Origin of the sequence: Stenotrophomonas sp. G4 (assembly GCF_003428825.1) — a bacterium.
Lineage (GTDB): Bacteria > Pseudomonadota > Gammaproteobacteria > Xanthomonadales > Xanthomonadaceae > Stenotrophomonas > Stenotrophomonas indicatrix.
This window is the reverse complement of the sequence record NZ_CP031741.1, coordinates 4,211,760-4,235,811: the sequence shown is the minus strand read 5'-3', so window position 1 is coordinate 4,235,811 and position 24,052 is coordinate 4,211,760. Positions and strand designations below refer to the sequence as shown.

The window sequence follows — 24,052 nt, the reverse complement described above, 5'->3', positions numbered from 1 at the left end:
CGCCGTTCACCTACGCGCATGTGCTTGCTTCGCCGATGGGCAGCATCCACCTGCGGGGTGAAGCTGCGGCATGCGCATCCCAACAACCTTTACGCTTGGCGAACCGTTGCAGGCCGCCTTTCGCCTGCTGCTGCCCCTGCGCTGCCTGGTCTGCAGCGAGCCCGGCCACGACACCCTGGACCTCTGCGTCGCCTGTCTCGCCGATCTACCGTGGGCGGGCCGCGCCTGCCTTCGCTGCGCGCTGCCGCTACCGGACGAAGCCCTGCCCATCTGTGGCACCTGCCGTGACGAGCCGCCGTCGCAGACCGCTACCCACGCCAGTCTGTTGTACCTGCCGCCGGTCGACCAGCTGCTGGTCCGCTACAAATTCCACCAGGACCTGGCTGCCGGACGCCTGCTTGCGCAGTTGATGCTGCGCAACCCGCCGCCATGGTCGTGCGCGCCACTGGTACCCGTGCCATTGCACGGAAAGCGACTGCGCCAGCGCGGGTACGATCAGGCAGCCGAGTTGTGCCGGCTGCTGCGCCTGCCAATGTGGCGCGGGCTGTATCGTCGTCGCCATACCGCACCGCAGTCCGAACGCAGCGCCGAGCAGCGCCGCGACAACCTGTTCGACGCCTTCGATGTGCGCGGCGCCGTGCCGGCGCGGCTGACCATCGTCGACGACGTGATGACCACCGGCAGTACCGTGCTGGAGATTGCAGAAACGCTGCGGCTGGTGGGGGCTGAAGAAGTACGTGCATGGGTCTGCGCGCGGGTGCCGTGATCGCCCGTTTCATCCCCAGGGGCTAGGATGATCACCTACCCGGATCGAAGGAGTGGTCATGAATTCCCCTTTGTCTCCCTTGTTGTCGGCCGTAGGACGCAGCTGGTGGATCCTGCTGCTGTACGGTCTGGTCGCGCTGGGCTTCGGCGTCATCGCGATCGGCTGGCCGATGTCAGCGGCCATCGCGCTGGCGTGGACGCTGGGCGTGATGGCGATCGTGGAGGGCGTCATCAGCCTGTTGGCGCTGATCACTGGCGGCAGCGGCGCCTCGCGTGGCTGGCTGCTGCTGTACGTGGTCGCCTCGCTGGGCTTCGGCATCCTGGCGGTGATCAATCCGCTGGCCACCGCCAGCGTGCTGGTGCTGTTGCTGGCGGCATGGCTGCTGGTGGCAGGCATCTATCGCATCGTCTTCGCCATCCGCGTGCGCAGGCAGATCCAGGGTGAGTGGTTGCTGATTCTCAGCGGCGTGCTGGCCATCGTGCTGGGCCTGCTGTTCGCGGCCAACCCCTATGCAGGCGTGGCGGTGACCACGCTGTGGATCGGCATCGGCAGCCTGCTGTACGGCGTGCTGCAGGTGCTGGTGGCGTTCAAGCTGAGGAAGCTGCGCTGATGCGGGCCTGGAACAGAGGGGCGCTGCTCGGCGGCGGCCTCGCGGTGGTGCTGCTGGCGGGCTGCAACCGGCTGCTTCCGGCGGAGACACGGCATCCGCCGCGGGAGGGGGTGCAGGTGCAGATGCGTGAGGTCGATCCCGATGGCCGCGCTACCCTGCAGTGGCAAGGGCGCAGCATCGCCGTGAAAGCGCCGCCGATGCTCACCAGTGCCGATATCGTCGACGTGCGAGCGGCGTTGGACGCCGCGCACCAACCCGTACTGGAACTGACATTCCGCAAGGAGTCCGCCGGCCGGTTGCTGCACGCGACCGAGGCCCTGGTGGGCAAGCAGGTGGCGCTTACCGTCGATGACCACGTGCTGTCCGTGGCCACCATCGCGGGCCCTTTTGGCGAGTCCATGCAGGTGGCCGGTACCAACATGAGCGTGGCCGAAGTGCACGACATGGCGCGCTACATCGTGCACGGCGGCCCTGCGCCGCCACAGCAGCGCTGAATCAGCGCTGCTTTCCTGCAAACCCGGCTTCGATCTCTTCCAGCGAGCGCCCCTTGGTTTCCGGCAGCCAGAATGCGGCCACCAGGAAGAACACGAACGTGCAGCCCGCCCAGAACAGGAACATGCTGGCGTAGCCGTAGTGTCCCACCGTCGGCAGGAAGATGGCGGCAATGGTGGTGGACACGAACTGGTTGATCAGCAGCGCGATGCTCATGCCGTTGGAGCGGATGCGGTTGGGCATCAGTTCGGACAGCGCCAGCCACACGCACACGCCTGGGCCAACCGCGAAGAACGCCACGAATACCAGGATGCAGGCAGCGACGGCCCAGCCATGCGCGGGCGGCGGAATCGGGCCGATACGGGCCTGTTCGATGCGCAGCGGTGCCTGCACGGCGCTGGCCGGGTCGGCGAACGGATTGAGGTGCATCGTGCGGAAGAACGCGCCGATGACGCTGTCCGGCTGCACGGTGCCGGCGCGCTCGATACGCAGCTCGCGGTCGGTCAGGTTGTCGCTGCGCAGCGCGCGCACGTTGGTGAAGTCGCCATAGGCGTAGGACACGGTCAGCTGCAGTGGCCGGCCCTCGCGGTCGATGCCACCGGCAAGCCGCTGCCACTGCGCGTCATCCAGTACCAGTTGCAGGCCATCTCCACTTACTGCGGCCTGCAGGTGCGGCTGCACGTCGACGCGGCCCCGTTCGGCCTGGAAGAACAGCGTTGCTGCGGCCAGCAGGGCCACGCAGATGCCGCCACTGCCCAGCATCAGCAGGAACTTGCGACCCTTGCGGTCGACCAGCAGCAGCGCGACCACGGTCATCACCGCGTTGAGCAGCTTGATCGCCACGTCGGCGCCGTTGGCCACCGAGCCGGACAGGCCTGCCTGGTTGAGGATGTTGACCGCATAGGCCAGCACCGAGTTGATGCCGGTGGCCTGGGTGCAGGCCAGCACCACGCAGGCCAACACGAACGGCACTACGTAGCGGCGGCTGAGCAGCGGGTCACGCTTGCCGCTGCTGCTGCTCGATTCCGGAGCCTGGATCTGCGCCAGGGTGGGCTCGATGTCGGCAGCGGGCAGCACGCGCTGCAGGCTGCGGCGCGCATCATCGATGCGGCCACGACGCACCAGCCAGCGCGGTGATTCGGACAGCCAGAAGATGCCGGCGCAGAACAGCAGGCCCGGTGCCAGGCAGGTCCAGAAGATGGTGCGCCAGGCGTGGTCCTTCACCGTGAACAGCTCCTGCGCCTGCTGTGCGACCGGCAGCGAGCGCACCGACTCTGCGGCGGCGTCCACGGCATGGGCGTGGTACAGGCCGATCAACGCGGCCAGCACCAGGCCGACGGTCAGCAGCAGCTGGAACATCGCCGCGCCGCGGCCGCGTCGTTCCGGGCTGAGCACTTCGGCCAGGTACAGGGGAATGACCACGCCGATCAGGCCGCCGCTGACACCCTGCAACAGGCGGCCCAGCAGCAGCGGGGTGTAACCCGACGCCAGCGCCATGATCGGGATGCTGGCGGTGAACAGCACGCCGGCCAGCAGCATCGCGCCACGGCGGCCGATGAGGTCGGCGATCATGCCGGCGAACAGTGAGGACAGCACGCTGCCCAGCAGCACCGCAGCGACGACGAAGCCGAGCTGCTGGCTGCTGAGCTGCCAGGCGTGGCTGGCGGTGGCTTCAAGATAGGGCAGGGCGCCGGCGATGATGCCGATGTCGATGCCGTACAGCAGGCCACCGAGGCCACCGATGAAGAGCAGGTAACGTACGGGCCAGCGCGGGGCGGTGGAAGCGGGTACGGCAGGTGCAGTGGCTGCGGTCATCGGCTCGTTCCTGGACTAACGGGAGGGTGCGTGGCTGATGCAATGCGCTTGCGCGCCTTGAGTGCGGCATCCGGGCCGCATGGCGTGTGTCAGTCCAGATCGATCAATCGACCGCCTACCACCACTTTCTGCAGGCGCAGTTCCGCATCCAGTACCACCAGGTCGGCGCGGGCGTCGGGCGCAATGCGGCCGCGATCGCTCAAGCCCAGGTAATCGGCCGGGAAGGTGGAAACGCGCTGCGATGCGTCAGCCAGATCCAATCCCACCTGCACCAGGTTGCGCAGCGCCTGGTCCATGGTCAGCGCGCTGCCGGCCAGCGAGCCGGTGGCCAGGCGCACGCAGCCGCCGCACTTGTGTACGCGCTGCTCGCCCAGTGCGTACTCGCCATCGGGCATGCCGGTGGCGGCCGTCGCGTCGGTTACCGCATACAGGCGCGGAATCGCGCGTGCGGCCAGACGGATCACGCCGGGATGGATGTGCTGCAGGTCGGGAATGATCTCGGCGTACTGCGCATGCGCCAGGGCAGCGGCGGCGATGCCCGGCCGGTAGTGGTCGACGCCGGTCATGCCGTTGAACAGATGGGTGAAACCGGAAGCGCCGGCCTGCAATGCGGCCACGCCTTCCTCGTAGGTGCCGGCACTGTGGCCGAGCTGCACGCGGATGCCGAGTGCGGACAGCGCGGGGATCAGTGCGGTGTGCTCGCCGATCTCCGGCGCCAGCGTCATCACCCGGATCGGTGCCAGCGCGTGCAGCTGCCGCACCAGCGCCATCGTCGCCTCGATCGTACGATTGGGTTGTGCGCCCAGCCGCTGCGGGCTGATGAAGGGGCCTTCCAGGTGCACACCGGCGATGCAGGCGGCATCGGCATCGGGCGCTGCCATCGTTGCCGCAACGCCCTGCAGCGCGTATTCGATTTCGTCCAGGCCAGCGGTCATGGTGGTTGCCAGCAGCGTGGTGGTACCAAAGCGCGCATGGGTGCGGGCGATGGTGCGGGCCACGTCGCCGCCCTGCATCAGGTCGACGCCGGCCGCGCCATGCACGTGCAGGTCGATGAAGCCGGGCAGGATCACCGACAGTTGCGGGTCATCGCCGCCGCTGTGGTCATCTACCTGCAGCTGGCGCACGTGTGAATCGAACTGGACCTGGCCGCGACGCCAGCCCAACGGGGTGAGGATGCGGCCGTGCAGGGAGCGGGTGTCGGTCATGCGGGGGGCTCGGCGATGATCACTTCGATGCCCAGCCGCTGCAGCCCCTCGCGGGTCGCGTCGTCGATCCCGGCGTCGGTGATGATGGCGTGGATCTGATCGAGGCGGGCGATGCGGTGCAGGCTGACGCGTCCGAATTTGGAGGCGTCGGTGAGCACCACGATGCGCCGCGCGCGTTCGACCATGCGGTGGTTGAGGCGGGCTTCGGCTTCGTCGTGGGTGGTCAGGCCGAACTGCAGGTCCAGGCCATCCACGCCCAGGAACAGCGTGTCGAAGCTGTAGGAGTTGAGGCTGGCTTCGGCCTGGCTGCCCTGCAGCGACAGCGATTGCTGGCGCAGCAGTCCGCCGGTCAGCAGAACGGTGATGCCGGCGGCGTTGGCCAGTTCCCAGGCGATGTTCAGGCCGTTGGTCATCACCGTCACATCGCGGTGTCCGCGCAGGTGGCGGGCCAGGGTCATCGTGGTGGAGCCGGAGTCGATGATGATGTTGTCACCGGCCTGCACCAGGCGCGCGGCCGCCGTGCCGATGGAGTCCTTCAGCGGCAGGTTCAGCGCATCCTTTTCATGGATGTCCTGTTCCTGCGGCGGCGTTCGCACCAGGGTGGCACCGCCGTGGGTACGCGTGGCCAGCCCCTGCGATTCGAAGTGGGTCAGGTCGGCACGGATGGTCACCGCCGACACGCCGAAGCGCTCGACCAGATCGGCCACCTGCACCGAGCCGTGCTCGATCAGCAGCTGCAGGATCTGTTGCCGGCGGGAGCGGGTGTTGCGCATGGCCATTCTCGGTTTCGCAGGGAAAGGTAGAGATTAGCCGTTCGCAAGATCGGCGGCAGCCGGACTTGCGTTGTGCTTGCGGGTTCCAGCCTGGTTGGCGCTGCAGGCGCGGGCGTATTCGCCCAGGCACAGGCCGATGCGATGCTGCACCAGGGCGGCAGGCGTATTGGCCAGGGTGCCCTCGCGCACGGCGCGGTACTGCTCCGGCAGGTACTGGCTGAGCAGCACCAGCGGCGGCGCGTGCTGTTCCAGGTTGGCGAACAGGGTGTGCACGGCCTGCACCAGCGCCGGCTCGCCCCAGTAGTAGCGGCAGCGGTCGCTGAAGGAATAGCTGCGCAGCAGGCGCAGGGTCGCTTCGTCGCCCTGGTAATAGGACTGCCAGGACTTCGGCTGCGCCACCATCACCTCGTCCAGCACCTGCGGCAGGCGCGAGCACTGCGCGGCCGGCAGCAGCTCGGCTTCGATGGCAGCGAGTGCGAACAGCGCTTCGCGGTAGGCGAAGGTGGCCGCGGGGCCGACCTTGAGGATGGCGAAATGGTCGCGCACCAGCGCATGCAGGCCGCTTTCGCGCTGGTAGTCGGTCGAATGTGCTTCGAACACGATGCGCGGCTGCTGTTCGAGGAAGTCGGCCAGCTCGCTGGCGGCGGCCGCGTCGTACTCGTGCACGCTGCTGTGGTCGAAGTCCACGCCCGGCTGCACCACCATGGCCAGTACACGCTGCCATGCATCGCGCAGCAGCGGGGTGTCGAAGGCCTGCCGGTGGATGGCCAGGGTCTGCGCAGCGGCGGCCGGGGTGGTCACCTGCAGGCCACCGGCCAGCGAGGCTTCGCCACCGGGAATCGGCACTTCGGTACCGATGACATAGACCGGCGGCGGCAGGCCGTGCTCGGCGGCGGTGCGCTCGGCGATCTCGGCCAGCTCGGCCGAACGTGCAGCAACGATGGCATCGGGCAGCGGCACCGGGTCATCGGCGCAGGACATGCTGCAGTCCAGGTGGATCTTGTGGAAACCCGCGGCGACGTAGGCCTCGATCAGCACGCGCGCATGGGTCATCGCTTCGGCGGCCGGGCGCTTCTGCCAGGCGTTCGGGCCAAGGTGGTCACCGCCGAGGATCAAGCGCTCGCGCGGGAAGCCTTCCTCATCGGCCAGGGTGCCGACGTAGTCGCGGTATTGCGGCGGGGTCATGCCGGTGTAGCCGCCGAACTGGTCGACCTGGTTGGAGGTGGCTTCGATCAGCAGCACGGTATCGTGCGCCAACGCCACGTGCATGGCCGCGCGCAGCACCTGTTCGTTGCTGCAGCAGACGCTGTACAGGCCGACGTTGTGGCCGGCGCGGTGGGAGGCAAGCAGGGTCTGCAACGGGGACATGGTCAAGCTCCGGACATCAGGAAAACGAGGGTTGGCAGGCCAGCAGGGCGGCACCGCGTGCACCACCGGCATCGCCGAAGCGCGGCGGCACGATGGGCGGCACCTGCACGCCGTTGAACAGATGCGCGGCGATGGCCGCCGGCAACAGCTGGTACAGCGGTGCGTACTGGGACAGGCCGCCACCGAGCACGATCACGTGCGGGTCCAGTGCCAGCACCAGGGCGGCCAGGCTGTGGCCAAGCAGGTCGCGATGGATGTCCAGTGCCTGCCGTGCACGTGCATCGCCGGCCTCGGCCAGGGCGACCACCGCGCTGGCATCGGCAGCGCTGCCACCGAGGTGGCGCTCGATCATCGCCAGGCCACTGCCGGACACGTAGCGCTCCACGCAGCCTTGCAGGCCACAGGCGCAATCGATGAGCGGCAGGCCATGACGCTGCAGCAGGTGACCCGGCACGCTCCAGTGGCCCCATTCGCCGGCCAGGCCGTTGAAGCCGGACAGCAGGCGCCCCTGCAGGCAGAAGCCGCCCCCGGCACCGGTGCCGAGGATGGCGCCGAACATGCTGGGATAGCCATCGGCGGCGCCACCGTGCGCCTCGGAGAGCGCAAAACACTGCAGGTCGTTGCCGAAATGCAGCGGGCGCTGCAAGCGTGCCTGCAGATCAGCCGCCACGCATTGACCGGTCAGCGCAGGCACATTGGCGCTGAGCTGGCGGCCGTTGCGACGATCACGCACGCCGGGCAGGGCGATGCCGATGGCTGCATCGCTGCGACCCAGCGCAGCATCGGCTTCAGCAACCAATGTCACCACCGCCTGCAGGAAGCCGTCGTAGTCGCCCTGCGGGGTAGCCACGCGGCGGCGCCAGGTGACCTGCATCGCCGCATCGCACACCACCAGCTCGATCTTGGTGCCGCCGATGTCGATGCCGTAGCAGGCGTTGGCGATCAGTTCAGCCATGGTGGATGGTGACACCCTTGACCACGCGGTTGACGGTGCCGTCCGGGAACGGATTGTCGGGGGTCAGGCCGAGTGCGGCCGAACGCTGCAGCGCGTACAGCTGCGCAAAGCCCAGCCACACCGGCGCCAGCCACGGGTCATCCAGGGCAGGCACGGTGAGGGTGTAGTCATCGTCGGCGCCGATATCCGAATGCGGGCCGATCGACAGCACCTGGCCGGCCACGCCGTCGCGGCGCAGTTCTTCCAGCAGGTCCTGCTCATAGCGGCGCGCCAGCGGCTGCACGCTGCGCAGCACGACCACCAGGGTGCTGCCGTCCAGCGTGGACTTCGGTCCATGGCGGAAGCCGAGCGGGGTGTTGGCCAGCGCCAGCACGCGGCCGGCGGTGAGCTCCAGCACCTTCAGCGCAGCCTCGCGCGCCAGTGCTTCCAGCGGGCCGCTGCCAAGGTAGATGACCCGGTTGAACGGGCGCTGCGCCAGCGCGGCCACAGCTGCATCCCATTGCGCCTGGCCTTCGCGGGCCAGACCGGCAATCTGCTGCAGGCGCGCGATGCGCGCATCCCACGGCGAACGGTCGAACACGGTCAATGCCGCCAGCAGCATGCAGGTCAGGCTGCTGGTCATGGCGAATGCACGGTCGCAGCTGGCCGACGGCATCAGCAGGGTGCAGGTGTCGGCACGGCCGGCGCCACGGCGGGCCAGCTCGCCCTCGGCATTGCAGGTGATGTCCAGGAAGCGCGCGTCGTCCACGTCACTGCGCACGCGGTCGACGGCGGCAACGCTTTCGGGGCTGGAGCCGCTGCGGCCGAACGACACCAGCAGGGTCGGACGATCGCGCTGCAGGTACAGCGCAGGATGGGTGAGCAGGCTGGTGGTATGCACCACGCGCACCTCGGCCGACCACTGCGCGTTGATGGCATCGGCCACCATTTCAGCGATGAAGCCGGAACTGCCGGCGCCGGTGAACAGCACGCGCTGGTTCGGGTCGTTGAGGCTGTCGCCGAGGAAGGCCTGCAGGCGGTCGCGGGCACGCGACAGATCCTGTGCAAGGGCTTCCCACAGCGCCGGCTGCTGGGCGATTTCGGTAGCGGTATCGGCTCCGCCGCGGCGCTGCCAGGCGGACACATCGGAAAGCAGGGTGACGTCCATTCGGAGGTTCCAGTTGGGCCAGCGCACCATCTGCGTTTTCTTTCGAAATGTCAAATACCGAAAGTAAAAAGAAAGATATCGCGGTGATGACTTTCCTCGTGCGGCATCACTCCGGAAACGAAAGAAACCGCCGGATGCCGTATCGCACAATGCTTAACAGGCGCCTGCAAGCGGTTACACAAAGTATTGCGCCGCAACAACTTTCGTTTCATCTAAATATATCTTCCTTTTTCCTTTCAATTTGTTGACATCTTTCGAATCGCTGCCCTAGAGTCGGCCCAACCGCTTTCGAAACGCCCGGTGAACGGGTTGGGAGTCCGTGTGGAAATCTGCGTTCGTCGTTCGCCACTGCTGCTGGCCCTGTTGCCGGCACTGCTGTCGGCGTCCCTGTCGGCCCAGGCCGCGCCGGTCGGCAACCTGCGCTCGGTCAGCGCCAGTGCCAGCACCGACGGTGTAAATGGCTGGGACCTGCAGACCGACAACGGCACGCGCATCCGCATTGAACTGCCGGCCACCGACATCATCCGCGTACAGGCCGGCCGCAACGGCAAGCTGACCGGCGCCGGTGACAAGGCCGCGCCGATCGTGCTGCCGCAGCCCAAGGCCAACGTGCAGGCACAGCTGGAAGAAGACGCGCAGGAGATCCGCGTGCGTACCGCTGCACTCGTGCTGCATGTGCAGCGGCAGCCGTTGCGCCTGCGCCTGGAGCGCCTGGACAACGGCCAGCCCACCGCGCTGTGGCAGGAACTGCAGCCGCTGGACCTGGATGCCGCGCAGAGCGTGCAGGTGCTGTCCTCGCAGGCCGATGAAGGCTATTACGGCGGTGGCCAGCAGAACGGCCGCTACCAGTTCAAGGGCCGCGAACTGGACGTCTCGTACTCCGGCGGCTGGGAAGAGGGGGATCGCCCGAGCCCGGCACCGATGCTGCTGAGCAGCCGTGGCTGGGGCATGCTGCGCAATACGTGGAGCGATGGCAGCTACGACCTGCGGCAGAGCGACCAGGCCACCCTGCTGCATCGCGAAGACCGCTTCGATGCGTACTACTTCGTTGGCGCTGACCTGCCGAAGCTGATCGAGCGCTACACCCAGCTGACCGGCCGCCCGAACATGGTCGCGCGCTGGGCGCTGTCCTACGGCGATGCCGATTGCTACAACGACGGCGACAACAGCAAGAAGCCCGGCACCGTGCCCGAGGGCTGGAGCGACGGCCCGACTGGCACCACCCCCGATGTGATCAACAGCGTGGCCAAGCAGTACCGGGCCAACGACATGCCCGGCGGCTGGATCCTGCCCAACGATGGCTATGGCTGCGGCTACAAGCAGTTGCCGGAGACGGTGAAGGGCCTGGCCGGGTACGGCTTCCGCACCGGCCTGTGGACCGAGAACGGCGTCGACAAGATCGCCTGGGAAGTGGGCAAGGCCGGCAGCCGCGTGCAGAAACTGGACGTGGCCTGGACCGGCAAGGGCTACCAGTTCGCGATGGATGCCAACCGCCAAGCATTCAACGGCATCCTCGACAATTCCGATTCGCGCCCGTTCCTGTGGACGGTGATGGGCTGGGCCGGCATCCAGCGCTATGCCGTGGCGTGGACCGGCGACCAGAGCAGCAGCTGGGACTACATCCGCTGGCATGTGCCGACCCTGGTGGGTTCGGGCCTTTCCGGCATGGCCTACGCCAGCGGCGATGTGGACGCGATCTTCGGCGGCAGCGCCGAGACCTTCACCCGCGACCTGCAGTGGAAGGCGTTCACCCCGGTGCTGATGGGCATGAGCGGCTGGTCGTCGAATGCGCGCAAGCACCCGTGGTGGTACGACGAGCCCTACCGCAGCATCAACCGCGATTACCTGAAGTTGAAGATGCGCCTGACCCCGTACATGTATGGGCTGGTGCATGAGGCTGCGCAGACCGGTGCACCGCCGGTGCGTGGCCTGATGTGGGACAACCCGCGCGATCCGCACGCGCAGGATGAAACCTACAAGTACCAGTTCCTGCTCGGCCGCGACCTGCTGGTTGCACCGGTGTACCGCAGCCAGGCTGCCAGCCGTGGTTGGCGCCGCGACATCCACCTGCCCGCCGGCGGCTGGATCGACTACTGGGATGGCCGCCGCGTGCAGGCCGCCGCCGATGGCCGCCAGCTGGACCGCCAGGTGGACCTGGCCACGCTGCCGGTGTTCGTGCGTGCCGGTGCGATCCTGCCGATGTACCCGTCGATGCTGTTCGACGGCGAGAAACCGCTCGATGAAGTGACCTTCGACCTGTACCCGCAGGGTGATTCTCAGTACACGCTGTACGAAGATGACGGCAACACCCGCCGCTACCAGCAGGGCGAATCGAGCACGCAGCGGATCAGTGTGCAGGCGCCGGCACAGGGCAGTGGCCCGGTGCAGGTGCAGGTCGATGCGGTGCAGGGCCAGTACAACGGCCAGCTGGCACAGCGCCGCTATGGCCTGCGCGTGCTCAGCCGGCAGGCGCCGCGCGCGGTGCAGGCCGCTGGCCGCGCGCTGCCGGCGCTGGCCGACGCGACCGCATTCAACAACGCCAGCGAGGGCTGGTACTTCGATGCCAAGGAGCGTCGCGGCACCCTGCATGTACGCACCGCGGCGCAGGACATCCGCCAGCCGCTGCAGCTGCAGCTGGACTTCGCCGTCACCGCAGCGGCCGCCGACGATGCCTATCCGGCCGCACCGGTGCTGGGCCGCGAACTGCCGGCCGACAGCCTGCTGGTGGTCAACCGCCCGGCCGAAGAACCCGGCCATGCGCTGGAAAATGCCTTCGATGATGATCCGGCCACCTGGTTCCGCAGCGTGCGCAACCAGGCCGTGCGCACCGGTGCCCATGAGTGGGTGATCGGTTTCGGCGAACGGAAGATGATCGATGGCATCGACATCGCGCCGCGCAACGACAAGAACTGGAAGCACGGCCAGGTGCGCGACTACGAGGTGTACCTGGGCGACAGCAATGGCGAGTGGGGTGAACCGATTGCCCGCGGCCACCTGCAGCTGAAGGAAGGCACGCAGCGCATCGACTTCCCGGCCCACGCCGGCCGCCTGCTGCGCTTCCGCGTGTTGAGCGTGCAGAACCCCGAAGGTGACGGTGCCTCCAGCACCGATCCGATGGTGACCGCTGCACAGGGCAGTGCGCGTGCCTTCGACGCGCTGCAACCGCGCGACGTCGGCCCGATTGCGCTGTCCACCTTCCACATCCTCGAACACCAGGAACCGGAGCGACCGGCCCGGCAGCGCTATCTCTCCGAGCTGCCGGTGCCGGCCGCGCTGGCCAGCCAGGTGCACGCCGACAAGGCGTTCAGCGGCGACGCCGGCATGCGCATGAACGGCCTGCAGTTCCGCCGCGGCCTGGGCGTGTCCGCCAACAGCCGCATCGACCTGCGCCTGCAGGGGGGCTGGCGCCTGCTGCGTGCCGACCTCGGCATTGACGACGCCTGCCGCACGGCCGGTGGCCTGCAGTTCCAGGTCTGGGGCGACAACCGCCTGCTGTATGACAGTGGCCTGGTGAAGGCGCCCGGCGTGGTCAAGCCGGAGCTGGACATCCGTGGCCTTTCCACCCTGAGCCTGCGCACGCTGGGTGCGCAGGGCAGCCAACCCGCACAGGTCTGTGCCAACTGGGCCAACGCCGTGCTGATCGGACAGGAGGGCGACTCCGCCAGCATCGTCGCCCCATGACCGCCACGTAACACCGCTCCTCCCCCGCCCATTCCGACTACGGCTTCACCACGACGGTGGGAGCCGTGGCCCGGGAGCGTTTTGCCCGCCGATCCACCATTCGCGCCGCACCCCTGCCAGGAGAGAACCCCGATGTTGCCCGCCCGCCACCACCGCCCCCCCTGTCGTTCGATCGCACCGTTGTCGCTGGCCATCGCCGGCGTGCTGCTGTCGGTCGCCGTTCCTGCCTTCGCCCAGGAGAGCAAGGACAAGGCCACCGACCTGGCCCGCATCGAGGTCACCGGTTCCAACATCCGCCGCACCGACGTTGAAACCGCCTCGCCGGTGCAGGTGATCAGCAAGCAGGACATCCAGAACATGGGTGCGCGCACGCTGCTGCAGGTACTCGACAACCTGCCGGCCGCCCGGCCAGCGCAGCAGGATTCGCGCTCGCTGTTCACCGGCTCCGACGGCGCGTCGCAGGCCAACCTGCGCGGCCTCGGCGCACAGGGCACGCTGGTGCTGTTGAATGGCCGTCGCCTGTCGTACTACGGTGCGCCGGCGGGCTTCCAGACCCAGTTCGTCAACATCGACGCGATTCCCGCCGCCGCCATCGAACGCATGGAAGTGCTGACCGACGGCGCCTCGGCCGTGTACGGCACCGACGCAGTGGCCGGCGTGATCAACGTGATCACCAAGCGCAACTTCCAGGGCGCGGAGATCAGCTTCACCAACGACACCTCCTCGCGCATCGATTCCTACGGCGAGCGCCAGGCCAGCATCACCGCCGGCTTCGGTGACCTCACCGAGAACCGCTTCAACATCTACGGCGCGGTGAACATGTACCGCCGCGACGCGATTCCGCTGGCCGACTTCTATGACAAGCGCCCGGACCAGTACTACGTCAACAACCCCAACTACCTGAACAACCTGCGCCTGGGCGTGGGCAGCAAGCCGGGTGAGTTCAACCCGGGCAGCTATTTCGCGTTCGATCCGGTCACCGGCCGCCGCGTGCAGGAAGCCGCGCCGGGCTGCAGGAACGTGCTGACCACTGAAGCGGCCGGCCCGCGTTGCGTCTGGGAAACCTGGATGAACAACGAGATCGACGCCGGCGCCAAATCCGAACGCAACACCGCCTACCTCAACGGCACCTTCCTGGTGGGCGACAGCACCGAGATCTTCGCCGAGGCCACCTATACCGATATCGACCTGCGTGCCAACGGCGGTACCCCGCGCAGCTATGGCACCACCACCGGCAACCCGACCAGCTGGTTCTCGCGCGATACCGGCAACAACGTCAACCAGTTCCTGTATCCGTTCCTGGGCCCGAACAACGAGTACAACCACGCCAGCCCCGAGCTGAAGGCCATGATGGGTGGCGTGGTCGGCCTGCAGTATCTGCTGCAGGATGCCGGCGCCAACTACTTCGGCCAGCGCAACACCGACAAGAGCTACCGCGTGCTGACCGGCGCGCGTGGCAACTTTGGTGACTGGAACTGGGAGACCGCGTTCGCCACCGCCGGCACGCACTCGACCACCTACCAGACGATCAACGTCAACGTGAAGGGCTTCGAGAAGGCCTTCGGTCCTTACAGCATCGACCCGGGCACGGGCCGTGTGATCATCTCCGATCATCCGGCGTACAAGTTCGGCCAGATCAGCGAGGCCAACGCCGCGCTGATCCGCGAAGCGTTCCCGACCTTCGACATCCAGTCGTGGACGCGCCTGCATACCCTGGACGGCAAGATCGAAGGCCCGCTTTTCCAGCTGCCGGCCGGTGACATGCGCGCCGCGTTCGGTTTCAACGCCAGCCGCGAAACCTTCTACACCCCCGGCAACGCCGACGCGGCCGCCGGCCTGATCACCCAGCAGGGTGGCTCGTGGTTCGATGGCGCGCGCAACACCTATGCGCTGTTTGCTGAAACGGTGGCACCGATCACCGAGAAGCTGGAGCTGGATGCGGCCGTGCGCGTGGACAAGTACCCGAACTTCAGCGCCAACGTCGCGCCGAAGATCGGCTTCAAGTACCAGGCATTCGACCAGCTGATGCTGCGCGGTACCTATTCCACCGGCTTCCGCGCCCCCAGCCTGGCCGAGTCCGGCAACGGCGGCGTGTACGCGCAGCTGGGCGGCTACCGTGATGAACTGCGCTGCGCCGAGACCAACGCCATCGCCAACCTGCTGCTGAAATCGCAGCGCGGCGGCGATGTCGACCTGGGCAAGAGCCTGCTCAACGTGGACTGCAGCCGCACCGTGGCCCGCATGACCCAGCCGAACCAGGACCTGAAGCCGGAGAAGGCGAAGATCGCCACGCTGGGCTTCGTCTACGAGCCGGCCACCTGGCTGTCGGTGTCGGCCGACTACTGGTTCATCTACCGCGACAACGAAATCGTTGCCCCGGACTACCGCCGCGCCGAGGACATCATCTCGTCCACCCGCTCGCCGATCACCGACAGCGACCGCGCCAACCTGGCGCAGCTGGCGGCGATGTGCGCCGACCCGGCCAGCGGTGTGAGCTGCCCGGGAACGCTGCCGGGCTACTCGGCCGGCAACGTGGCCAGCGTGGTGGGCCAGTACAAGAACCGCGGCAAGACCCTGATCGATGGCTTCGACATCGATGCGCGCAGCCGTTTCTCGCTGGGTGAGTGGGGCGGGCTGAACATCGGCCTGGCCGCCACCATCGCCAACCGCAACCGCTTCTACATGGATGAACAGAACGGCTGGTACTACGGCGACGTGGTGGGCTACTACAACAACCCGCGCCTGCGCGCGACGCTGAATGCCGACTGGACCTACAAGCAGGTCACCACCAGCATGTTCGTCAACTACGTGGGCGGCACCAAGTGGGCCACCGATCAGATCGACGAAGAGGACAACAACAAGGAAACCTGCACCGGCGGTTACCTGGCCCTGGAAAAGAGCAAATGCGATGGTGCACCGTCGTGGTGGACCGCCAACATGAGCGTCACCTGGCGCCCGGACGATGCGTGGAACCTGAGCTTCACCGTCAAGAACCTGTTCAACCGCCTGCCGTTCTACGATCCCAACAGCTTCCTGGGTGACTCCAGTGACTACGCCACCATCTTCGGTCGTGGTTACAGTGTGACCATCGGCTACCGGTTCAAGTAATTCCGTTTGCGTGACCAGGCGCGCCGGCCAAGGCTGGCGCGCCTTCAAGAGGAGAGTGTTTGCCATGAAGCGTAGGGAATTCATCGCGGCCAGCGCCGCTGTCGCCGCCAGCAGCCTGCTGCCGCAGACCCCGGCATGGGCACGTGGCCGCAAGGTACGCCTGGCCGTGATCGGTACCGGCATGCGTGGCCTGGTGCTGCTGAAGGAACTGGTGCGCCGCGACGACGTGGAGGTCGTTGCCCTGTGCGATATCGAGCCGATCATGCTTGGCCGCGCCGTGGAGATGGTCAGCAAGGCGGGCAAGCCCGCGCCGAAGACCTACGGCCAGGACCGCGACATCAACGCGTGGAAACGCCTGCTGGAGCAGAAGGGCATCGATGGCGTGATCATCGCCACGCCGTGGGAGTACCACGCACCGATGGCCATTGCCGCGATGCAGGCCGGCGTGGCCGTGGGCTGCGAAGTGGTGGCCGGCATCACCCTGCAGGACCACTGGGACGTGCTGAAGACCCAGCTGAGCACCGGCACCCCGTACATGCTGCTGGAAAACGTCTGTTACCGCCGTGACGTGATGGCGGCCCTGCAGATGGTGCGGCAGGGTCTGTTCGGCGAACTGGTGCACCTGCAGGCCGGTTACCAGCACGACCTGCGCGGGGTGAAGTTCAACTCCGGCGACCCGAACCAGCCCTACGACAGCGGCGTCGAGTTCGGCCCCAAGGGCTGGAGCGAAGCACGCTGGCGCACCGAACACTCGGTGGAGCGCAATGGTGAGCTCTACCCCAGCCACGGCATCGGCCCGTGCGCGATGTATACCGGCATCAACCGCGGCAACCGTTTCACCCACATCAACGCATTCGCCACCAAGGCGCGTGGCCTGCACGAATACACCGTAGCCAAGAGCGGCGGCACCACCCATCCGAGCACCAGGGTGAAGTTCAAGCTCGGCGACATCGTCACCACCACGCTGGCCTGCGAGAACGGCGAGACCATCCTGCTGCAGCACGACACCTCGCTGCCGCGCCCGTATTCGATGGGTTTCCGCGTGCAGGGCACCAAGGGCCTGTGGATGGACGTGAACCATTCGATCCACATCGAAGGCCGCAGCCCACCGCACCAGTGGGAAGAGTTCAAGAAGTACCAGGACCAGTACGAACATCCGCTGTGGAAGCAGAATGCCGACACCGCTGCCAGCGCCGGCCATGGCGGCATGGACTGGTTCGTGATCCATGCGTTCGTGGAAGCGCTGAAGGCCAAGGCGCCGATGCCGATCGACATCTACGACGCAGTGACGTGGAGCGCGATTACCCCGTTGAGCGAGCAGTCGATCGCCAACAGTTTCCAGACGCTGGAGTTCCCGGACTTCACGGCGGGCCTGTGGCAGAAGCGCAAGCCGATCTTCGCCTTCGACGGCAAGTACTGACCTGTACACCAACGGTAGCGCCGGGCCATGCCCGGCGTTGCTGCCCGCACCAGCGCATTCGAACCCATGGAGCCGAGCCATGCTCGGCTGCTTCTCCTACCGCCTACACTAGGGCCCCCATCACCGGCGGAGCCCCAGACCATGGCATGGCAGAAGATCAGCGACCTGCCGGACCAGCGGTTCATCGGTCCGTATGGCATCGAGTTCTGGCGCATCCACGAGGGCCAGGTCTTCCACCAGGGCCGATTGCTGCGCAGGGCCGATGCAGCGAGTTTCGAGTTCAATCCAGCCCACTATTTCATCGGCCGCGACGCGCATGCGGTCTACCACGCGTGGACCCGGCTGACCGCCATCGACCGCGAAAGCTTCGGTGAGTGCGGCGACTACTGGGTGGACAAGCACCACGTGTACTTCCAGTACGAGACGTCGCTGAAAGCGCTACCCGAGGCGGATTGCACGACGTTCCGCGATCTCGGCGGCGGCTATGGGGCCGATGACCAGGGCGGCTGGTACTGCGGCCGGCGGATGAAGCACTGTCGGCGCGGCGACCTGCTGCAGACAATCCCGCAGGACCCGCTGTACGCCGTTGACGACAGCAGCGTCTACTGCGACGGGAAGCCTCTGCCCGGCGTGGATCACGCGCGCTGGCGGCTGCTGGGCGGACACTTCTCGGGCGATGGCAGCCGTGTCTACTACTTGGAACGGAAGCTGCCGCGCGTGGATGTGGCGTCGTGGCGTCTGTTGCAGGGGAGCTGGTCGCGGGACCATAAACACCTGTTCCATATGTTCATGATCGAGACCGACCCGATGCTGCGTGCACAGCATGGTTTCACGGATGATGAGGGTTGACGCGCGAAGCGGTTACCGTGACACCTTGATTTGCGTCAGCCGTCCCCCGGACGCCCTGGCATGCGGTACGCGGAACATTGCACCAGGTTGCACGAGTTCGGCCTGCTGCATCATCTTGGGCCACCACTCCAGAAGCCGCGCTGCGCGCTCGTAGTGGTTGAGCGTGCTCCAGCCCTTGGCCAGAACGAATACGGTCAGGCCGAGGCGTGCGATCGCCTCGCGCTCTGCGGGCTTGCGATGATGATGATCTTGTGTAACGTGTACGCGGATGCCACGCTGGGTGGCCGCGTCGAAGAGCTCCAGGTCAGTAGTGCCGGGCATCACGAACTCCCTTACGTGGAAGACTTCGTGTTCGTCCGTTCCTGCAATGGCGTCGATGGCCCGGGCCAGCGCGGGCGGAAGATTCTCATCGATCTGCGCCTTCAAGGCGCGGCTCGATTCTCGAACTGCAGTGCTTTCTTCACTGCAGTCAGAGGTAGGTCATACAGCCTGGCCACGCGACGCTCGTCGCCACCTTCGGCGCGCAGCGCCTCGACAATGGCGATGGTAGGAACGCCCGATTCGGCAAGGATGGGCTGACCAAAACTGCGCTGTGGATCAAATACCACCGCACGGGATCCCTTCAGTGGGAACCATCGTTCGGCACGATCATCGATGCCCAGTTCGATGCCGTCACGCAGCGAAGGTGCGATGACCTTGCGCATCACGTCCTGGCGCTTCACCACATCCACCAGTGCGGCATCGCCGCTGTCGCCCACGAGCTCCATGAAAATGCGGCGCCCATCGGTCTTGAAGCTCGTGCTGGTGAAGGGGTACTCCTTACCGAGCCGCTCGTTCAGCTCGACAATGGTTCGCCGCACCAGGTTGAGTGGCACGCCACATGCGACGAATGTGCGGACGAAGCGCAGCTCGATCAGATCGCGAAAGCCAATGCCGTCAATCTCTGAATCGGCCCATTGCGACTTCCACAGGGGAGGGCGGGCTTCCGGATTCCCGTGCTTCCGACCCTGGTAGCCCTTCAGCCATCGGCGCAGTTCCGACGAACTGCCGCCAATGAAGCGCGCAGCATCGGCGTAGGAATAGAGACCGACGCCGAGGCTGTCCTGTGCTGGCAAGGCGATACCCATGGCGCCGAGTCTACTCAATCCGAATGGAGCTGGAGTACAGAATCACATTCTGCGCCCTGCGGGACTCATAAACTGAGAACGGAGACATGCGCGGGCCAATCTGCCCGGTGATTGGCAGGCCGTAGCCGACAGGAAGATGGCGCGCCCGGAGGGATTCGAACCCCCGACCAATGGCTTCGGAAGCCACTACTCTATCCGGCTGAGCTACGAGCGCGTGGTGGAACCGCCGCGCCGTCGGCCAGGGCCGGGGCGGGCATCGCAACGCAATGAGGCGGTGCGGGATGGGCATTCTATCCAGTTTCGCCGCACAAATCTCCCCCCGCCGGCAAAGTCGGTCCGAAGGCACAGGAGTATCCTAGTGTCATGGCTGATACCCCCCTTTCCGCGCCGCATCCGGCGCCGACGCCGCGTTGGCGGCATTACTGGTCCCTGATGCGCGCCGATCGTCCGATCGGCACGCTGCTGTTGCTGTGGCCCACCTGGTGGGCGTTGTGGCTGGCCGCTGGCGGCCTGCCGCCGCTGTGGACCCTGTTCGTGTTCACCGCTGGCGTCTGGCTGACCCGCTCGGCCGGTTGCGTCATCAACGACTATGCCGACCGCTGGCTCGACCCGCACGTAGAGCGCACCAAGGCGCGACCGCTGGCGACCGGCGCAATCAGCGGCCGGGCGGCGCTGGTGCTGTTTGCGGTGCTGATGCTGGTGGCCTTCGGCCTGGTGCTGACCCTGAACGGCCTGACCATCGCCCTGAGCTTCATCGGCGTGTTCCTGGCGGCCAGCTATCCCTACCTGAAGCGCTACACCCATCTGCCGCAGGTCTACCTGGGCATGTCCTTCGGCTGGGGCATCCCGATGGCCTTCGCCGCCGTGCAGGGCGAGGTGCCGATGCTGGGCTGGCTGCTGTATGCCGGCAACATCCTGTGGTCCACCGCCTACGACACGTGGTACGCCATGGTCGACCGCGAAGACGACCTGAAGATGGGTTCGCACTCCACTGCGATCCTGTTCGGCGATCTGGACCTGGTCATCCAGGGCGTGCTGTACGCGCTGTTCCTGGCCACGATGGCGCTGGTGGGCGTGCGCGGCGGGCTGGGTGGGTACTACCTGGCCGGCGTCGCAGTGGCGACGCTGCTGGTGGTGTACGAGTTCTGGATCTGCCGCAACCGCGAGCGTGGGCCGTGCTTCAAGGCCTTCCTGCACAACAACTGGGTGGGTGCCGCGCTGTTTGCCGGTATCGCCGTGGATCTGGCGCTGCGTTGAGAAGGCCGCCGGGCATGGCCCGGCGCTACCCCGCGCCATGTGCACGGGTCGGAATCCTCGGCCGAACTGGTAGCGCCGGGCCATGCCCGGCGGGCGGTCACCTACGACCAATAGGTGGCTGACAGCCCGTACCCCACCGCCCAGAATCAGGCCATCGAACCTGGGAGGGTAGGTGATGGCCTCGACGGCAGCAGTACAGGACGGCTGGATGGCGCGCGCCGCGCTGCGCTCGGCCGCCTGGGCGGAAAAGTGGTTCCCCGATGCGTATGTATTCGCGGTGCTCGGCGTGGTCATCGTCGCGCTGGCGGCGATGGGCTTCGGCGCCACTCCGCAGGCCACCGCCAGCGCCTTCGGCGACGGCTTCTGGAGCCTGATTCCCTTCACCATGCAGATGGCCTTCGTGGTCATCGGTGGTTATGCGGTAGCCACTGCACCGGTGGTCGCGCGCTTCATCGACTACCTGGCCCGGGTGCCACGCACCGGTCGTGGTGCCGTGGTGTACGTCGGCCTGGTCAGCATGCTGGCCTCGCTGCTCAGCTGGGGCTTCTCGCTGGTGTTCGGCGGCCTGCTGGTGCGCGCGCTGGCCCGCCGCACCGAGCTGCGCATGGACTATCGGGCTGCCGGTGCCTCGGCCTACCTGGGCCTGGGCGCGGTGTGGGCGATGGGCCTGAGTTCGTCGGCGGCACAGCTGCAGGCCAACCCGGCCAGCATGCCGCCGGGGCTGGTGGAGATCACCGGCGTGCTGCCGTTCACCGAAACCATCTTCCTGTGGCAGTCGATCGCGCTGACCTCGGTGTTGATCGTGGTCTCGCTGCTGATCGCCTGGCTGACCGCGCCGGCCGCCGGCAGTGCGCGTACCGCCGAAGATTTCCCCGGCGCGGCGCAGGCCGAACCGGAGCCGCTGCAGCGCCGTACCCGTCCGGGCGAGTGGCTGGAGTACAGCCCGTTGTTGACCGTGCTGCTTTCGCTGCTGGCCTTCGGCTGGCTGTTCAACGAGTTCGCCAACAAGCCATTGGTCAGCGCGATCGCCAACCTCAACACCTACAACTTCATGTTCATCTCGCTGGGCCTGCTGCTGCACTGGCGCCCGCGCAGCTTCCTCAACGCGGTGGCCAAGGCGGTACCGAGCACCACCGGTGTGCTGATCCAGTTCCCGCTGTACGGCGGCATCGCGATGATCCTCACCCACGCTGCCGGTGGCGACGGTGAGACGCTGGCGCACCGGCTGTCGAGCCTGTTCGTGCACGTGGCCAGCACCGATACGTTCGCATTGGTGATGGGCGTGTACTCGGCGGTGCTGGGCTTCTTCGTACCGTCCGGTGGCGGCAAGTGGATCATCGAAGCGCCGTACGTGATGCAGGCCGCGAACGAACTGAAGGCGCACCTGGGCTGGGCGGTGCAGGTCTACAACGCGGCCGAAGCGCTGCCGAACCTGATCAATCCGTTCTGGATGCTGCCACTGCTGGGCGTGCTCGGCCTGAAGGCCCGCGACATCGTCGGCTTCACGTTCATCCAGCTGCTGGTGCACATCCCGCTGGTGCTGGGGTTGCTGTGGCTGCTGGGCATGACCCTGGCCTACGTGCCGCCGGTGATGCCGTAGCGCAAGCACGGGGTCATGTGGGGTCAGAGCCTCTCCGCTGGAGAGGATCCGACCCCGGGGTCAGATCCCTTTCGAAGGAAGGGCTCTGACCCCGGAGACCCTCAGCCAGCCGGCGCCAGTTTTTCGATCTCGGCCTTGCGCAGCAGGAAGCGCTGCAGCTTGCCGCTGGGCGTTTTCGGTAGTTCCGCGACGAACGCCACTTGGCGCGGGTACGCATGGGCGGACAGCCGGCGTCGCACATGCTGCTGCAGTTCCTGCGCCAGCGTGTCGCTGCCGCTGAACCCAGCGCGCAGGATCACGAACGCTTTGACGATCTCGGTGCGCTCTGGATCGGGTACGCCGATCACCGCCGTTTCCGCCACCGCAGGGTGTTCCATCAGCACGCTCTCCACATCGAATGGACCGATGCGATAGCCCGACGAGGTGATCAGGTCGTCCGAGCGGCCGATGAAACTGATCGAGCCGTCGTCCTCGCATTCCACCGAATCACCGGTGAGGTAGTAGCGATCGCCCAGCGCCGGTGTGTCGGCACCGTAGTAGCCGGTGAACCACATGATCGGCGACTGCTGAAGGTCCACGGCGAGGATGCCGGGCGTGCGCGGCGGCAGTTCGTTGCCGGCATCATCCAGTACCGCCACGCGGTAACCGGGCATCGCAAAGCCCGATGATCCCGGCCGCACGGCGTGGTCCAGTGCGTGGTGGTTGTTGATCACCATGCCGGTCTCGGTCTGGCCGTAGTGGTCGAGCACCGTGGTGCCCAGATGGGCGGCGAACCAACGGGCGATCTCCGGGTTCAGCGGTTCGCCGGCGCTGCTCACCACCCGCAGCTTGCCGTTGATGGCCGCACTGGCCTCGGGCCCGGCGGCGATGATCTGCCGGTACGCTGTGGGCGAGCCGGCAAGATTGGTGACACCCAGCCGCGCGACGATGTCGTTCAGCCCCTGCACGCTGAAACCGGCTTCGCTGAAGGTGGTGGCCTGGCCCAGCAGCAGCGGGCCGATCACGGCGTAATACAGCCCATAGGCCCAGCCGGGATCGGCGATGTTCCAGAACACGTCCTCTGGGCGCAGGTCCACGGCCAACTGCATGTAACTGGCAAAGGCCAGCAATGCGCGCAGCGGCACCGGCACGCCCTTGGGGCTGCCGGTGGTGCCGGAGGTGGACAGCAGTGCCATCAGCTCTTCTCCGCGCAGCATCACCGGCGCGAAATCAGGTGTGGCATCGGCGGTGCGTGCGGTCCAGTCGATGTCGCCGACACGTAGTGTCTGCTCCGGTGCCAGGAGGGTGGCGACCGGCGGGCAGCCATCGACCTCGTCCAGCTTGCTGCGGTTTGCGCTGTCGGTCACCACCAATGCGGTGCGCCCGGTTTTCAACCGTGTTTCGATGGCCTTGGGGCCGAACGCAGTGAACAGCGGCTGGTAGATCGCACCCACCCGCCAGGTGCCGAGGATGGTCGCCAGCAGGTCCGGTGTACGCGGCAGCAGGCCGGCCACCACATCGCCCTTGCCGATGCCCTGCGCGGCCAGCACCTGGGCAACACGCGCAGAGGCATCGCGCAGGTCCTCGAAGGTGTACCGATGCAGGGCACCGTGGGCGTCCACCCAGCGCAGCGCCAGCGCATTGCGGCCGCAGTGGCGGTCGCAGCACTCCACGCAGGCGTTGATGCCGGTCTGCAGGTCACCGTGCAACTGTCGCTGTCCGCGCTCGATGCTGAAATCGGCCAGTGCCTGTTCGTAGCTGGGGCGTGCTGCAGTGTCGCGGGCCATGCGCATCTCCGGGGTGACGTCATTCCGACGATAGGCGGCGGCCCTGCATGCTGCAAATGGGACCATGGGCGTAGGCCGCCGCTGCGCGCGCCGCGGCGGGCAGGCACGCTGAA

Annotated in this window: 18 protein-coding genes and 1 tRNA gene; 9 read left to right on the top strand and 10 right to left on the bottom strand. The window is 66.8% G+C overall.

Translation table 11 applies throughout. From position 1 onward, the window contains the following. Positions 1–70 precede the first annotated feature (70 nt). From D0Y85_RS19410 to D0Y85_RS19400, 3 genes are read left to right on the top strand one after another with little or no spacing between them, the layout of a single operon-like run. Positions 71–766 (top strand): ComF family protein, encoded by a 696-nt coding sequence (locus tag D0Y85_RS19410; protein WP_117311672.1) that lies wholly within the window; start codon positions 71–73, stop codon positions 764–766. A 58-nt stretch (positions 767–824) separates the two neighbouring features. Beyond that, positions 825–1,376, top strand: a complete 552-nt coding sequence (locus D0Y85_RS19405; RefSeq protein ID WP_117311671.1) for a DUF308 domain-containing protein — start codon at positions 825–827, stop codon at positions 1,374–1,376. After that, on the top strand, positions 1,376–1,870 hold the full coding sequence (locus D0Y85_RS19400) for a hypothetical protein (RefSeq protein WP_162887711.1): 495 nt from the start codon (positions 1,376–1,378) through the stop codon (positions 1,868–1,870). Before D0Y85_RS19405 ends, D0Y85_RS19400 begins: the two co-directional genes overlap by 1 nt. Before the next feature lies 1 nt (position 1,871). Here D0Y85_RS19400 and D0Y85_RS19395 read toward each other — a convergent pair whose 3' ends face one another. The 6 genes from D0Y85_RS19395 to D0Y85_RS19370 all read right to left on the bottom strand — a co-directional run bounded on the left by D0Y85_RS19395 (position 1,872) and on the right by D0Y85_RS19370 (position 9,131). Continuing rightward, entirely contained in the window at positions 1,872–3,683 is a 1,812-nt protein-coding gene (locus tag D0Y85_RS19395) for an MFS transporter (protein ID WP_117311670.1), read from the bottom strand. A gap of 89 nt (positions 3,684–3,772) precedes the next feature. Continuing rightward, positions 3,773–4,888, bottom strand: a complete 1,116-nt coding sequence (nagA, locus tag D0Y85_RS19390) for an N-acetylglucosamine-6-phosphate deacetylase (RefSeq protein WP_117311669.1) — start codon at positions 4,886–4,888, stop codon at positions 3,773–3,775. Next, positions 4,885–5,661 carry a DeoR family transcriptional regulator gene (locus D0Y85_RS19385; protein WP_049465791.1) on the bottom strand — a complete coding sequence of 259 codons (777 nt, stop codon included), beginning with the start codon at positions 5,659–5,661 and terminating at the stop codon, positions 4,885–4,887. Before D0Y85_RS19385 ends, nagA begins: the two co-directional genes overlap by 4 nt. Positions 5,662–5,694: 33 nt before the next feature. Next, the gene (locus D0Y85_RS19380; protein WP_117311668.1) at positions 5,695–7,029 is read right to left on the bottom strand and encodes a D-tagatose-bisphosphate aldolase, class II, non-catalytic subunit; all 1,335 of its coding nucleotides are present in this window, start codon (positions 7,027–7,029) and stop codon (positions 5,695–5,697) included. Between the two features lie 16 nt (positions 7,030–7,045). Further along, on the bottom strand, positions 7,046–7,984 hold the full coding sequence (locus D0Y85_RS19375; RefSeq protein ID WP_117311667.1) for an ROK family protein: 939 nt from the start codon (positions 7,982–7,984) through the stop codon (positions 7,046–7,048). After that, positions 7,977–9,131, bottom strand: coding sequence for an SIS domain-containing protein (locus D0Y85_RS19370; RefSeq protein ID WP_117311666.1), 1,155 nt, complete (start codon positions 9,129–9,131; stop codon positions 7,977–7,979). The genes D0Y85_RS19375 and D0Y85_RS19370 overlap by 8 nt, the downstream gene beginning before the upstream one ends. Positions 9,132–9,452: 321 nt before the next feature. On the opposite strand from D0Y85_RS19370, the gene D0Y85_RS19365 reads away from it, so the two are divergent. The 4 genes from D0Y85_RS19365 to D0Y85_RS19350 all read left to right on the top strand — a co-directional run bounded on the left by D0Y85_RS19365 (position 9,453) and on the right by D0Y85_RS19350 (position 18,189). After that, positions 9,453–12,812, top strand: coding sequence for a TIM-barrel domain-containing protein (locus D0Y85_RS19365; protein ID WP_117311665.1), 3,360 nt, complete (start codon positions 9,453–9,455; stop codon positions 12,810–12,812). Between the two features lie 132 nt (positions 12,813–12,944). After that, on the top strand, positions 12,945–15,920 hold the full coding sequence (locus D0Y85_RS19360; RefSeq protein WP_117311664.1) for a TonB-dependent receptor: 2,976 nt from the start codon (positions 12,945–12,947) through the stop codon (positions 15,918–15,920). Positions 15,921–15,984: 64 nt separating this feature from the next. After that, positions 15,985–17,340: a Gfo/Idh/MocA family oxidoreductase gene (locus D0Y85_RS19355; RefSeq protein ID WP_117311663.1), complete on the top strand. Its 1,356-nt coding sequence runs from the start codon at positions 15,985–15,987 to the stop codon at positions 17,338–17,340. Between the two features lie 141 nt (positions 17,341–17,481). Further along, a complete protein-coding gene (locus D0Y85_RS19350; protein ID WP_117311662.1) occupies positions 17,482–18,189 on the top strand; it encodes a DKNYY domain-containing protein in 708 nt (235 codons plus the stop codon). 12 nt (positions 18,190–18,201) lie between these two features. Here the strand turns inward: D0Y85_RS19350 and D0Y85_RS19345 are convergent, their stop codons facing one another. From D0Y85_RS19345 to D0Y85_RS19335, 3 genes are all read right to left on the bottom strand, one after another. Beyond that, positions 18,202–18,615, bottom strand: a complete 414-nt coding sequence (locus D0Y85_RS19345; RefSeq protein WP_117311661.1) for a DUF5615 family PIN-like protein — start codon at positions 18,613–18,615, stop codon at positions 18,202–18,204. Next, a complete protein-coding gene (locus D0Y85_RS19340; RefSeq protein ID WP_065198275.1) occupies positions 18,612–19,316 on the bottom strand; it encodes a DUF433 domain-containing protein in 705 nt (234 codons plus the stop codon). The genes D0Y85_RS19345 and D0Y85_RS19340 overlap by 4 nt, the downstream gene beginning before the upstream one ends. Before the next feature lie 137 nt (positions 19,317–19,453). After that, positions 19,454–19,530, bottom strand: a tRNA-Arg gene (locus D0Y85_RS19335). Positions 19,531–19,679: 149 nt separating this feature from the next. Between D0Y85_RS19335 and ubiA the strand changes: the two genes are divergently transcribed. Then, a complete protein-coding gene (ubiA, locus tag D0Y85_RS19330; RefSeq protein WP_025877458.1) occupies positions 19,680–20,573 on the top strand; it encodes a 4-hydroxybenzoate octaprenyltransferase in 894 nt (297 codons plus the stop codon). A gap of 175 nt (positions 20,574–20,748) precedes the next feature. Continuing rightward, the gene (locus D0Y85_RS19325) at positions 20,749–22,173 is read left to right on the top strand and encodes a TIGR00366 family protein (RefSeq protein ID WP_177177048.1); all 1,425 of its coding nucleotides are present in this window, start codon (positions 20,749–20,751) and stop codon (positions 22,171–22,173) included. Positions 22,174–22,274: 101 nt separating this feature from the next. Here the strand turns inward: D0Y85_RS19325 and D0Y85_RS19320 are convergent, their stop codons facing one another. Next, complete coding sequence (locus tag D0Y85_RS19320) at positions 22,275–23,939, bottom strand: AMP-binding protein (protein WP_205420716.1); 1,665 nt, start codon at positions 23,937–23,939, stop codon at positions 22,275–22,277. Positions 23,940–24,052 lie beyond the last annotated feature (113 nt).

Excerpts from the sequence above, each read along its gene's own strand:
- D0Y85_RS19400 (WP_162887711.1), top strand. The coding sequence starts at position 1,376 with ATGCGGGCCTGGAACAGAGGGGCGCTGCTCGGCGGCGGCCTCGCGGTG.
- D0Y85_RS19405 (WP_117311671.1), top strand. The coding sequence starts at position 825 with ATGAATTCCCCTTTGTCTCCCTTGTTGTCGGCCGTAGGACGCAGCTGG.
- ubiA (WP_025877458.1), top strand. The coding sequence starts at position 19,680 with ATGGCTGATACCCCCCTTTCCGCGCCGCATCCGGCGCCGACGCCGCGT.
- D0Y85_RS19375 (WP_117311667.1), bottom strand. The coding sequence starts at position 7,984 with ATGGCTGAACTGATCGCCAACGCCTGCTACGGCATCGACATCGGCGGC.
- D0Y85_RS19370 (WP_117311666.1), bottom strand. The coding sequence starts at position 9,131 with ATGGACGTCACCCTGCTTTCCGATGTGTCCGCCTGGCAGCGCCGCGGC.
- D0Y85_RS19340 (WP_065198275.1), bottom strand. The coding sequence starts at position 19,316 with ATGGGTATCGCCTTGCCAGCACAGGACAGCCTCGGCGTCGGTCTCTAT.
- D0Y85_RS19325 (WP_177177048.1), top strand. The coding sequence starts at position 20,749 with ATGGCCTCGACGGCAGCAGTACAGGACGGCTGGATGGCGCGCGCCGCG.
- D0Y85_RS19410 (WP_117311672.1), top strand. The coding sequence starts at position 71 with ATGCGCATCCCAACAACCTTTACGCTTGGCGAACCGTTGCAGGCCGCC.
- nagA (WP_117311669.1), bottom strand. The coding sequence starts at position 4,888 with ATGACCGACACCCGCTCCCTGCACGGCCGCATCCTCACCCCGTTGGGC.
- D0Y85_RS19385 (WP_049465791.1), bottom strand. The coding sequence starts at position 5,661 with ATGCGCAACACCCGCTCCCGCCGGCAACAGATCCTGCAGCTGCTGATC.
- D0Y85_RS19355 (WP_117311663.1), top strand. The coding sequence starts at position 15,985 with ATGAAGCGTAGGGAATTCATCGCGGCCAGCGCCGCTGTCGCCGCCAGC.
- D0Y85_RS19350 (WP_117311662.1), top strand. The coding sequence starts at position 17,482 with ATGGCATGGCAGAAGATCAGCGACCTGCCGGACCAGCGGTTCATCGGT.
- D0Y85_RS19395 (WP_117311670.1), bottom strand. The coding sequence starts at position 3,683 with ATGACCGCAGCCACTGCACCTGCCGTACCCGCTTCCACCGCCCCGCGC.
- D0Y85_RS19360 (WP_117311664.1), top strand. The coding sequence starts at position 12,945 with ATGTTGCCCGCCCGCCACCACCGCCCCCCCTGTCGTTCGATCGCACCG.
- D0Y85_RS19380 (WP_117311668.1), bottom strand. The coding sequence starts at position 7,029 with ATGTCCCCGTTGCAGACCCTGCTTGCCTCCCACCGCGCCGGCCACAAC.
- D0Y85_RS19320 (WP_205420716.1), bottom strand. The coding sequence starts at position 23,939 with ATGGCCCGCGACACTGCAGCACGCCCCAGCTACGAACAGGCACTGGCC.